A 12,276-nucleotide genomic window follows, 5' to 3' on the forward strand; every position below is an offset into this window, starting at 1 on the left:
TCCCCTCCTCTGCGTTGAAAGCTCAGCCCCCCAACGCGTAATTCTCCAGCAGTTCCAACGTGCTGCGAACCGCGGGTTGGGCGTTGAGGATGTAGATCTTCGCCTTGCGCGCCCAGGCCATCCGAAGCGGCTCGAACAGGAGGGCGTGCACGTAACTCTGCGTACAGACCGGGATGCCCATGAAGTCCAGGGCAATGGGCTGCTTGTTGAAGAGCCGGGGAAGGAGCTTCTCCTCGGAGAAGCGCTGCGCTTCCACCGTGTCCTCGATTCGCGACTGGCTGACGATGAAGCGCTGGGCCTCGGCGGGAGGCGGCTCGAAGGCCAACCATTTGTGGACGGCGCGGCGAGGTGTTCTCTCCCGTGCCCTCTCCTTGATGGTTTCGATCATGCCCTCGTAGTCCTGATCGGCCTCGGAGGGCATCTCGAAGGCGACGAGGGTCCCGGGAAAGCCCACTCCAGGCTCCAGGAACTTCGTCTTCCCATGAGGGTCCTCGAAGCGCTCATCTCCCTCGAGAATGAGCGTCGCGCCCCGAGAGGCCAGCACCAGCCGCCCGCCCACCAGCTTCGTCATCTCCGCGATGAAGAACAGACCCATCCCCGCGTTCTGGATGCTTCCCGTCTCGCCTTCATCGAAGGTGCTCGAGACATGCGGCCAGAGCGAGCGGGAGAGCGCTTCACGGGGTTCCGTCAGGGATTTGTGCCGGGACACCAGGCTCGCGGGGATTCCGACGCCCGCATCCGCGACGGCCACCTGCACCGCGGGGCGCTCCGCGTTGCGGCCGCCCCTGTTGACCTGCGCCCCCACCACTCCGCCCAGAGGATCGCGGCTGTGCTGGACGACGTTGCGCAGCAGCTCGTTGAGGACGTAGTAGAGGGTCCTCCGCGTATCCTCGAACCGCTCCTCGGTGATGAGCAGCCTGGAGATCCGCTCCGCCACCGGCTCGGTCGTATCGGAGGTGCGGATGCGGGTGAGCTTGACGGTGCGCCCAGGCTCTCCGGGACCCGAGGCGGGTTCTCCATTCACGAGATCCTCGAACCCCACCGCACGGGCGAACTCGCAGGAGCGCGCGGCCCAATCCGTCCGGATCCGCAGGGGCTCGTCTCCCTGGACACGGCCGAGGGTCGCGAGCGCGACGAGACCCCACATCTCCACCGGATCGCTGGCCCCCAGGTCCACCCCCACTGGATCCATTCCCAGCCAGCGCAGGAAGGGCGCTGGATCATCCAATTCGAGGCGTGAGACAGCGGCGGGCGTCATGAGGACCTCCTCCCACCGCCGATAGCATGGTTACCACGCTCGCGCAGCAATCGACCCAGCCGGGCGCTCAGCCGAACTCGACCACCTTCATGCCGAAGAGCCGTTCCACGGACTGGATGAGCTCGTCGCTCACCTGCACCTTGAGCGGCAGGTTGGCGATGAGCGCCTCGGCCTCGTTGGAGAACAGCAGGCTCACCGCCAGGGGCGTGGCGCCCTCGTACTGCTTGACGAGCTGCGCGAGCTTCGTGAGCCGCTCGTCCGTGGCGAGATCCGCCGGCAGCCGCAGCTCCAGGCGCTTGGTGCGCTTCTCCCGCACCGCCTTGAGGCTCTGGATGTCCTCGACGATCAACTCCGCCACCGGCGTGTCCTCGTCGCGCTGGTTGATCTGCACCGTGCCCGTCACGAGGATGGGGTCATCGCTCTTGAGCAGCGACTCCCAGTGCTCGAAGCCGGGCTTGGGCCCCGACTTCGTCCACTTGCCGTCCTTGCCCATGACGTTGCGCGTGCCGTCCTTGCCCGGGAAGCACACCAGCTCGATCGAGCCGGACAGGTCCTCCAGCGTCACCCACGCCATGCGCTTGCCCGTCTTGGTGGGCCGCTCGCGCAGCGCCGCCACCACGCCCGCGATGGTGAGCTTCTCGTCCTTGCGCGCGCGCTGCACCGCCGTGATGGGCCGCGCGTAGCGCTTGAGCTCCTTGTCGTAGGCATGCAGCGGGTGGCCCGACACGTAGAAGCCGATGGCCTCCTTCTCCAGCGCCAGGCGCTCCTTCTCCGACCACTCCTCCACCTGCACGTAGTCGTTCTTCAGGTCTGCCCCACCCGATGCGCCCCCACCCAGCATGCCGAAGAGCGAGCTCTGCCCGGCTGCCTTGTCCTTCTGGCTGCTCGAGCCGCGGCTCATCGCGCGCTCGATGCTCTCGAAGATCTGCCGCCGCGGGCGCTTCTCGAAGTCGAAGGAGCCCGCCTTCACCAGCGCCTCGAGCACCTTGCGGTTCACCTTGCGCGAGTCCACGCGCTCGCAGAAGTCGAACAGGCTCTTGAAGGGCCCTTCCTTGCGCGCCTCGACGATGGCCTCGATGGCGCCCTCGCCCACGCCCTTGATGGCGCCCAGGCCGAAGCGGATCTTCCCCTCCACCGCGCCGAACGCCATGTCCGACTGGTTCACATCCGGCGGCAGCACCTGCACGCCCGACTGGCGCGCCTCGCCGATGTGCAGCACCACCTTGTCCGTGTTTTCCTTCTCGCTCGTGAGCAGCGCCGCCATGAACTCGACGCGGTAGTGCGCCTTGAGCCACGCGGTGTGCAGGGTGACGAGTCCGTAGGCCGCCGAGTGGCTCTTGTTGAAGCCGTACTCGGCGAACTTCTCCATCAGGTCGAAGATCTCCCCCGCGACCTTCAGGTCCACGTTGTTGTTCTTGCACCCCTCGAGGAAGCCGGCCCGCTCGGCCTGCATGACCTCGGCCTTCTTCTTGCCCATGGCGCGGCGAAGCAGGTCCGCGCGGCCCAGGGTGTAGCCTCCCAGCACCTGGGAGATCTGCATCACCTGTTCCTGGTAGACGATAACGCCGTAGGTGTCCTTGAGGACGGGCTCGAGCAGCGGGTGCGGGTACACCACCTTCTCGCGGCCGTGCTTGCGGTTGATGAACACGTCCACCATGCCCGAGTCGAGCGGACCCGGACGGTAGAGCGCGCCCGCGGCGATGACGTCTTCGAAGCACGACGGCTTGAGCTTCATCACCATTTCGGTGAAGCCGCTGGATTCCATCTGGAAGACGCCGGCCGTGTCGCCATCCGCCATGAGCTTCCACACCTCGGCGTCATCGAGCGGGATGTCCTCGCGCAGGATGGGCTTGCCGTCAGGCGGGTTGCGGTTGATGAGGTTGAGCGCGTTCTGGATGACGGTGAGCGTCTTGAGGCCGAGGAAGTCGAACTTCACCAGGCCCGCGGCCTCCACCTCGTCCTTGGCGAACTGGGTGATGAGGGTGTCTTCCCCCGGCGGCTGGTAGGTGGGCACGAACTCCCACAGGGGCTTGTCGGCAATCACCACGCCGGCCGCGTGCATGCCGGGCTGGCGGTGCAGGCCCTCGAGCGCGAGCGCGATCTCCAGCACGTCCTTGGTGGTGACGTCCTTGCCATCCACCTGGCCGATGGCGCTCGGCTTCTCCATCATCTCCTTGAGCCGCGGCTCCTGTTCGATCGCGTCCTTGAGGGTGATGCCGAGCACCTCGGGCACCAGCTTGGCGATGCGATCCCCCTCGCTGAAGGGCAGCGCGAACACGCGGCACACGTCGCGCAGCACGCTCTTGGCCTTGAGCGAGCCGAAGGTGATGATCTGCCCGACGTTGTTCTCCCCGTACTTGCGGCCCACGTACTTGATGACCTCGTCGCGCCGGTCCTGGCAGAAGTCGACGTCGAAGTCGGGCATCGACACGCGCTCGGGGTTGAGGAAGCGCTCGAAGAGCAGGTTGTACGGGAGCGGATCCAGGTCGGTGATGCGCAGGCAGTACGCCACGAGGCTGCCCGCGCCCGAGCCACGGCCCGGGCCCACCGGGATGTTGTTCTGCTTGGCCCAGTTGATGAAGTCCTGGACGATGAGGAAGTAGCCGCTGAACCCCATCTTCTGGATGACGCCCAGCTCCAGCTCCAGGCGCGCCTTGTAGGGCTCGCGGTCCACGGGCGGCTGGCCCGCGCGGAAGCGCGCCAGGTCGATCTCCTTGAAGCGCTCCTCGAGGTTGGCGCGCGCCAGCTCCGCCATGAAGCTATCGGGCGTGTGGCTGTCGGGCACCTGGAAGGTGGGCAGCATGGGCTTGCCCAGCTTCAGCTCCAGGTTGATCTGCTCGACGATGCGCTGGGTGTTGTGGACGGCCTCGGGCGTGTCGTGGAAGTACTCGAGCATCTCCTGGGGGCTCGTGACGTAGAGCTTGTCCGTGGAGTGCTTCATGCGCTTGCCGTCCGCGAGCGTCTTGCCGCTGGCGATGCACATGAGCAGCTCGTGCGCGCGCGCGTCCTCCTTCTTGATGTAGTGCGCGTCCGCGGTGGCGCACAGCGGGATGTCCAGGTCGCGGCTGAGCTGCTTGAGGTTGGTGTTGGCCGTCTCCTGCTCGGGCATCCCGTTGGACTGCACCTCGAGGAAGAAGTGGTCCGGCTCGAAGATGTTCTTGTACTCGAGCGCCGCGCGGCGCGCGTGGTCCATGTCACCACGGAAGGCCGCTCCCGTCACCTCGCCGCCCAGACATGCGGTGAGGGCGAACAGGCCCTTGCTGTGGTCGGCCAGCAGCTTCTTGTCGATGCGCGGGTGGTAGTAGAAGCCCTCGCGGTAGGCCATGGACGAGAGGTACTTGAGGTTGTCGTACCCCTCCTTGTTCTTCGCCAGGAGGATGAGGTGGTGGCCCACCTTCTCCGTACGGTCCGCGCGCCCCTTGGGGCCGGCCACGTACGTCTCCATGCCGATGATGGGCTTGATGCCCGCGTCCTTGGCCTTCTTGTAGAAGTCGATGGTGGCGAACATGTTGCCGTGATCCGTCACGGCCACGCTCGTCATCCCCTTCTCCTTCACCGTCTTGATGAGATCCTTCATCCGGATCGCTCCGTCGAGGAGCGAGTACAGGGAGTGCAGGTGGAGGTGGGTAAAGGACATGGCGGATAAGTAGTCGGCTGAGGGTGGCTTCACCAGACGATTGTTCAGGCCCGAGCCGCCCGCCAGTTCCCGTCCACCCGGTTCGTCCGGGACCGGAAGCGCGGCCCGGGCGCCTTGTCGCACGGCCCTCACCCCCGGTGAAGGAGCCCCTGGGTTGTCCAGGCGTCACCCGGCCCGTCTCCTGGAAGGGACTCGGAACGGGCGCCCGCCCGCCCGGCCGCCCCGCTGGACGGTGCCCTTCACACTTCTTCATGCCCACGACAAACGCCCCTGACGTGCGCCGCGCATTCTCTCCACCGTCGCCGAATGAACGGCGCGCCACACACGAGAGGGCCCCCGGGGTCCTCCAGGGAGCAACCGTCATGAACACGAAGAGCAAGATCCTCCTGGTCGGTTCCGCGGTCCTCGGCGTCGTCCTCCTCACGGGTTTCCGGGGCGGGCACATGGGCTGGGGCGCGCGCAACCCCGAGCGCATGAAGCAGATGATCACCTGGCGCCTGGATGACAAGCTCGAGGACCTGAAGGCCACGGACGAGCAGAAGCGGACGATTCAAGGGCTCAAGGACTCCCTCTTCGACGAGGGCCAACGGGTGATGGAGGAGCAGCGGGACACGCGCAAGGAGCTGGTGAAGCAGTGGGATTCCGCCCAGCCCGACACCCGCGCCGTGCATGCCCTGGTGGACGCCCGCGTGGACGCCTGGCGCGCCTTCGCCCACAAGGTGGCCGACGCCGCCCTGGAGGCCCACCGCGTCCTCACCCCCGCGCAGCGCCAGCAGGTGTCGGCCAACGCCCGTGAACACATGAACGAGCGCCACTAGCCCGAGCGCCTCCGGATGCTCACGGGTGGACAGGCCCTCGACCCTGGGACAATCCGCGCCCCCCGCCGAATGGCTACGTTATGGGGGTGCCACAAAACTACCAGGAGTTCGCCCGCCGCATCCGTGACTACTCCCGTCTGGCCGAGGTGAACGAGTACGCCCGGGTGCTTGAGGGAGGAGTCGAGTACCCGCTCTTCCGCCTCACCGTTCCCGGGGAGCGCTGGCTCGTCATCACCTCGGGCTTCCACGGGGAGGAGCCCGCCGGGCCCCTCACGTTGAGCTGGCACTTCGAGGAGATCGCCGCGTACGCGCGCGAGCGCGGCGTGGGGCTGCGCGTCTACCCGTGCATCAACCCCTCGGGCTTCGAGGACGGCACGCGCTACAACCGCAGCGGGGAGAAGATCAACAACGACTTCCTGCGCTACGAGACCGCGCCCGGCACCTGGAAGGGCGAGGTGCAGCGCGAGGAGTCCTTCCTGCGCTGGGTGCTGTTCGACGGCGGGCCCAAGGAGACGCGCGCGGTGCGCACGGACATCGCCCGGCACCCCGCCCCCGCCGCCGCGCTGGACATCCACCAGGACAACTACATTCCGGGGGCCCATACCTACGCGTATACCTTCGGGGACAAGGCCGCCTACGTGCCGCTGATGGAGGCCGCGTCCGCGCACGCCCACGTCATCCGCGACGACAAGGTGGACGAGAACAACCGCACGGACCGCCTCGGGCTCATCGAGTACCACGACGGCAGCGTCACCGATTACTTCATGCGCAGCGGCGTGCCCTATACTGCGGCGCTGGAGACCACCACCCAGACTCCGCTCGAAGCCAGCCACGCCATCAACCTCATCTGGGTGCGCGGTTTCATCGACCTGGCGGCGCGCGGAGGTGGGAGCAGCTGACATGATTCGCCGTCCCCTGGGCGCCCAAGGCCCACACGTGTCCGCGCTGGGCTATGGAGCGGGACCCGTGGGCAGTCCCGAGCTGTCCGAGGAGGCGGCCCACGCGCTGCTGCACGGGGTGCTCGACGCGGGCATCAACCTGCTCGACACCGCCCCGAGCTACGGCCTGTCCGAGGAGCGCATCGGCCGGGCGCTCCAGGGCCGGCGCCACGAGTTCGTCCTCTCCACCAAGTGCGGCTACGGCGTGCCCGGCGTGGAGGACTGGACGGGGCCCTGCATCACCCAGGGGATTGAACAGGCCCTGCGCCGGCTGCGCACCGACTTCCTCGACGTGGTGCACTTCCACTCCTGTCCCGTGGAGGTGCTCGAGCGCCCCGGCGTGGTGGACGCGCTCCACGCCGCCGTGCAGCGGGGCCAGGTGCGCGTCGCCGCGTACTCGGGCGACAACGAGGCGCTCGCCTGGGCCCTGCGCTCGGGGGCGTTCGGCTCGGTGCAGCTCTCGCTCAACCTCTTCGACCAGCGTGCGCTCGACACGGCCCTGCCCCTGGCGCGCGAGCGGGGCATCGGCGTCATCGCCAAGCGGCCCCTGGGCAACGCCCCCTGGCGCTTCCCCCAGCGCCCCGCCGCCCAGGACATCGCCACGTACTGGGACCGCATGCACGCGCTCGGGCTGGACCCCCAGGGGCTGGACTGGAACGCGTTCGCCCTGCGCTTCACCGCCTTCACCCCGGGAGTGGCGAGCTGCATCGTGGGCACCACGCGCCTGGAACACCTCCAGCACAACCTGCGCGCCCTCGAGCAGGGCCCCCTGCCCGAGCCCCTCGTGCACCCCATCCGCGACGCCTTCCTCCGCCAGGGCGCCGCCTGGGACGGCCTCATTTGAGGCCCCACCTCGGCGCGCTCCCCCCGCGAAACCCCATCCGCTCCTTGCAAGTCCCCTCCACCCCTGTCACGACAGCACCCCGCCCCCGGAGTCCGTCCCTTCCGGGCGAGGTGGTTTGACATCAAACTGATTCAGCCGGACGATGGTCCGCTAGAGTTGGGAGCGATGAATTTCATGAGCTGGAAGCAAGGGGTCATCGTAGGCGCGGGTCTGGTGCTGGGAGCGTGCGCGACGCAGCAGGTGCCAGTGAAGCAGTACGCCCTGGCGGGAGGGCGCGCGGAGTACCGGGACTACGCGGGAGAGCGGGCCAACATCTGCGACTCGGAGCCGCGCTGGTTGATGGACGAGCTGAGCAGCATGAATGGTCTGCTGGCGCGCTTCGTGTCCTCGACGGAGCAGGCGAACACGCCGGGGGCGGCGGAGCAGGCGCAGCAGATGGCGCTGCTCAAGGAGGCCGCGGGCTCGCTGGGCAAGGTGCTCGACGTGCACCAGTCCAACCTCAAGGCCCTGCAGGGCTGCGGCTTCGCGCGCTCGGGGGCGTTCCCGGAGCTGGGCCGGCGGGGGCTGGAGCTGGTGGAGATGTCCCGCGCGCGCCTGGCCGAGGGCAACGAGGCGAAGAAGGTCGAGGCGGCCCAGCTCAAGTGGAAGGAGGAGGCGCCCCAGCGCGAGCAGACGGCGCGGCAGACGTGGTGCGCGAAGGACCCCGAGGTGGGCAGCACGGATCTCTTCTACGCGCGCAGGTTCGCCGATGGCCGCACCGAGTGGCTCTTCTGCGATGGGCACCGCGTCCAGGCCGCCTCGGCGAGCGCGGAGCCCACGCTGGTGTCGCCCGAAGGCCTGAGCGCGAAGGATCGCCGCAAGGTGAAGCCGGCGCGCTACCTCGACGCGGCGAAGGGCTACCCCACGGAGGAGATCGACAAGCAGCCCACCGAGCCGGGAGCTCCGGCCGCCGCTCCCGCCCAGGGCGCGGCCACCAACGGCCAGTGAGCGGAGCTCGAGCGGAACGGACCCCCGGGGCTCCCACCCCGTGGGAGAGGGGCGCTAGCATCCGCGCCCATGATCCGTTCCGCCACCCCCGAGGATGTCCCCGTCATCGCCCGGCTCATCCGGGCCCTGGCCGAGTATGAGAAGCTCTCCCATCAGGCCGTCCTCAAGGAAGAGGACCTGAAGCGGCACCTGTTCGGCGAGCGGCCCCATGCCGAGGTCGTCCTCGCCGAGGAGGCGGGCACGGTGGTGGGCTTCGCCCTCTTCTTCCACACGTACTCCACCTTCCTGGCCCGGCCGAGCCTGTACCTGGAGGATCTCTTCGTGCTGCCCGAGCACCGGGGCGGAGGCCATGGCAAGGGCCTGCTGTCGCACCTGGCGCGGCTCGCCGTCGAGCGGGGCTGCGGGCGCTTCGAGTGGTCCGTGCTGGACTGGAACGCGCCCGCCATCGCCTTCTACGAGTCGGTCGGCGCCGTGCCCATGAGCGACTGGACCGTCTTCCGGCTCACGGGGGAGGCCCTGACGCGGCTGGCGGGAAGCACGTAGGCTCGGCCACCCACCGGGCGGCGAGGCCCTCCTGGCCGCCCCATCTGCGCGCGAGCAGGACGGCGTAACATGGGACGGGGAAGAAAGGCGCATGCAGCCCATGGATGACAAAGAGCGCCGCACGGTGAGGACCGACGATCGCCGCACGGTGAGGACCGAGAACCACCGCACGCAGGCGATCGGCACGGCGGAGGCGCCCCAACAACCCCAGGCCCACCCCCCCGAGGCCGACGCGCCAGCCACACTGGGCCGGGGCACGGCCCTGGATCGCTACGTGGTGCTCGAACCCCTGGGTCAGGGGGGCATGGGCATGGTGTATGCCGCCTATGACTCGGTGCTGGACCGCAAGGTGGCGCTCAAGCTGCTGCCGCCCGGGGAGCTGGATGGGGATCCCGAGGTGACCACGGGGCGGGCCCGGCTGCTGCGCGAGGCGCAGGCCATGGCCCGGCTCTCCCACCCCAACGTGGTGGCCGTCTACGACGTGCACCAGCACGGCCTCCAGGTCTTCATGGCCATGGAGCTGGTGGAGGGACAGACGCTGCTGCAGTGGCAGCGGCAGCAGAAGCGCGGGTGGAAGGAGATCCTCGCCGCCTTCCTGTCCGCGGGCCGGGGACTGGCCGCCGCGCACGCCGCGGGGCTCGTCCACCGCGACTTCAAGCCCACCAACGTCCTGGTGGGCAAGGACGGCCGCGTGCGGGTGACGGACTTCGGGCTGGCGCGCACGCACAACGCGCCCCCGGAGGAGCCCTCCGAGCCCGAGCCCTCTCCGGGCACGCGCGACACCAGCCCGGTCAAGGCGCACAGCATGCTGGAGCTGGAGCTGACGCAGCGGGGCGCGGTGCTCGGGACGCCGGCGTACATGGCCCCCGAGCAGTTCCGTGGCGCCGCGGCGGACGCGCGCAGTGATCAGTTCTCCTTCGCCGTGTCGCTGTGGGAAGCGCTGTACGGGGAGCGCCCCTTCGAGGGGACCACCACGGGCGAGCGCCGCCAGAACGTGCTGGACGGGCGCATCCGCACGCCACCGGCCTACTCGGACGTGCCCCCGTGGGTGACGCGGGCCCTGCTGCGCGCCCTCAACACCGAGCCCGCGGCGCGCTACCCGTCGCTGGATGCGCTGCTCGCCCTGCTGGAGCGGGATCCCGCCCAGGTGCGCCGCCGCCGGCTGTCCGCCGCCGCCCTGCTGCTGCTCGTCGTGGGCTCGGGGACACTCGCCTGGTTCTCCTGGCACCAGCGCCAGGCGAGCCTGTGCACCGGCGCCTCGGAGCGGCTGCGCGGCGTCTGGGACGCGCCCCGGCAAAGGGCCATCCAGAAGGCGTTCCTCGCCACCCAGCGCTCCTACGCCCACGACACGTGGCAACGGGTGCACGACGCGCTCGACACGTACACCGCCGCCTGGCGCAACATGCACCAGAGCACGTGCGAGGCCACGCGCCTGCGCGGCGAGCAGTCCGAGGCCGTCCTGTCGCTGCGCATGGCCTGCCTGGACAACCGGCTGCAGGACGTGGCCGCGCTCACCGAGGTCTTCACCGAGGCGGACGCCACGGTGGTGGAGAAGGCCATCTCCGCCACCAGCGCGCTGCGGGGGCTCGAGGGGTGCGCGGACGTGGAGGCGCTCATGGCCGAGGTGACGCCTCCGGAGGATCAAGCCACGCGCCAGTCCGTGGACACCGCGCGCGCCCAGCTCGCCCGCGTCAAGGCGCTCACCGAGGCGGGCAAGTTCAAGCACGCCCAGAAGCTGGCCAAGGACGTGGCCGAGAAGGCGGCGGACTTCCACTACCCTCCCCTGTACGCCGAGGCTCTCTTCATGCAGGGCTGGACGCAGCTCATCGCCGGGGAGAACCAGGGCGTGCCCGCGCTGCTCCAGCGCGCGCTGTGGCTCGCGCACGCATCCAAGAGTGATCGGATCGCGGCGGCCGCCAGCGTGCGGCTGATGGGCTACCACAGCGCGCACGGGCCTCCCGAGGAGGCGCGGCACTGGGAACAGTTCGCCCAGGCATCGCTCGATCGGCTGGGGGAGAAAGGCGAATTGCGCGCCATCTTCCACAACAACCGGGGATTGGCGCTCTACCAGCAGGGCAACTTCGCCGAGGCCTACGAGGCCTTCGACAAGGCCTTCGCGCTGGCCGAGCACAACCTGGGCGCGGCCAACGCCATGACGCTGCGCTACGCCACCAACTCGGTGGCCGCGCTGGGCAACCTGGACCGCGTCGACGAGACCCAGCGGGCCTTCGAGATGCTCGTGCACCTGGGCGAGACGAACCTCGGCCCCCTGCACCCCTTCCTCAGCCAACCCCTGTCCAACCTGTCCAACTTCTACGCCTTCCAGGGGCGCTTCGCCGATGCGCGCCGGCTGCTCGATCGGGTACGGGTCATCGGCCAGCAGGCCTATGGCGCGCGCTCGGAGGAGTGGGCCCAGTTCCACATCGCCTACGGAGACCTCGAGGCCGCCGAGGGCCATGACACCGAGGCGCTCGGGCACTACGAGGAGGCGGCGCACCTGTTCCGCGAGCTCACGGGCGCCGAGAGCCTGGAGCTGATGCAGGCCCTGGTGAAGGAAGCGGATGCCCGGACGGAGCTCGGACAGCTCGCGCCGGCCCAGCGCACCTACCAACAGGTGCTGGAGCTCTCGAAGAAGGACCCGCGCCAGTACGCCCAGGTGCAGACCCAGGCGCTCGCCGGGCTCGCGGACCTGAACGACGCGCGCGGCCAGCACGAGCAGGCGCTCCACCTGCGGCAGCAGGCACTGGAGCTGCGCGAGCGCGACCTGGGCCCCGAGCACATCCACACGGCGCTCATGCGCGTGGCCATCGCCAGCAGCTACCTGGAGCTGGGAGATCCCGCGCGCGCGCTGGCGCTCTACGACAAGGAGCAGGACTTCTTCGAGAAGACGTTGAGCGCGGACTCGCCCTCGGGCGTGCTGCCGCTGGCGGGCAAGGGCGAGGCCCTGCAGCAACTGGGCAGGGCCGCCGAGGCGCTTCCGCTACTGGAGCGCGTGCTGCGCATCATCGAGACCCATCCCATGCGCCCGGCGTACACCGCCGCGGTACAGGCCGCCCTCGCGCGCTCGCTCTGGGACACCCGGCAGCAGCCGGAGCGCGCCTGGAAGCTCGCCATGGCCGCCCACGCCACCTACTCCCGCTCGCCCATCCGCCACGCCAATGAGCTGGCCAGGCTGGAGAAACTGCTGCGGCGGCACGCCCCCCGGGAGGCCTCCCTTCCCAGCTCGATCGCCCAGCCCGGCCCTCGCTGAA

At 69.2% G+C, this 12,276-nt stretch carries 8 protein-coding genes; 6 read left to right on the forward strand and 2 right to left on the reverse strand.

Translation table 11 applies throughout. The features are described from left to right. Nucleotides 1-22 precede the first annotated feature (22 nt). Both F0U63_RS39655 and dnaE read right to left on the reverse strand, forming a co-directional pair. Nucleotides 23-1,258, reverse strand: a complete 1,236-nt coding sequence (locus F0U63_RS39655) for an ATP-binding protein (RefSeq protein WP_395838571.1) — start codon at nt 1,256-1,258, stop codon at nt 23-25. Nucleotides 1,259-1,325: 67 nt separating this feature from the next. Beyond that, a complete protein-coding gene (gene dnaE / locus F0U63_RS39660) occupies nt 1,326-4,895 on the reverse strand; it encodes a DNA polymerase III subunit alpha (RefSeq protein ID WP_395838573.1) in 3,570 nt (1,189 codons plus the stop codon). Between the two features lie 362 nt (nt 4,896-5,257). On the opposite strand from dnaE, the gene F0U63_RS39665 reads away from it, so the two are divergent. From F0U63_RS39665 to F0U63_RS39690, 6 genes are all read left to right on the forward strand, one after another. After that, entirely contained in the window at nt 5,258-5,713 is a 456-nt protein-coding gene (locus tag F0U63_RS39665) for a Spy/CpxP family protein refolding chaperone (protein ID WP_395838575.1), read from the forward strand. An 80-nt stretch (nt 5,714-5,793) separates the two neighbouring features. Next, on the forward strand, nt 5,794-6,612 hold the full coding sequence (locus tag F0U63_RS39670) for a hypothetical protein (RefSeq protein WP_395838577.1): 819 nt from the start codon (nt 5,794-5,796) through the stop codon (nt 6,610-6,612). 1 nt (nt 6,613) lies between these two features. Beyond that, the gene (locus F0U63_RS39675) at nt 6,614-7,495 is read left to right on the forward strand and encodes an aldo/keto reductase (protein ID WP_395838579.1); all 882 of its coding nucleotides are present in this window, start codon (nt 6,614-6,616) and stop codon (nt 7,493-7,495) included. Between the two features lie 174 nt (nt 7,496-7,669). Then, nucleotides 7,670-8,482: a hypothetical protein gene (locus F0U63_RS39680; protein WP_395838581.1), complete on the forward strand. Its 813-nt coding sequence runs from the start codon at nt 7,670-7,672 to the stop codon at nt 8,480-8,482. Nucleotides 8,483-8,551: 69 nt separating this feature from the next. Continuing rightward, a complete protein-coding gene (locus F0U63_RS39685) occupies nt 8,552-9,025 on the forward strand; it encodes a GNAT family N-acetyltransferase (RefSeq protein WP_395838583.1) in 474 nt (157 codons plus the stop codon). A gap of 100 nt (nt 9,026-9,125) precedes the next feature. Continuing rightward, the gene (locus F0U63_RS39690; RefSeq protein ID WP_395838585.1) at nt 9,126-12,275 is read left to right on the forward strand and encodes a protein kinase; all 3,150 of its coding nucleotides are present in this window, start codon (nt 9,126-9,128) and stop codon (nt 12,273-12,275) included. The last annotated feature ends 1 nt before the right edge of the window (nt 12,276 follow it).

Origin of the sequence: Cystobacter fuscus, from assembly GCF_044360685.1 — a bacterium.
Classification (GTDB): Bacteria; Myxococcota; Myxococcia; order Myxococcales; family Myxococcaceae; genus Cystobacter; species Cystobacter fuscus_C.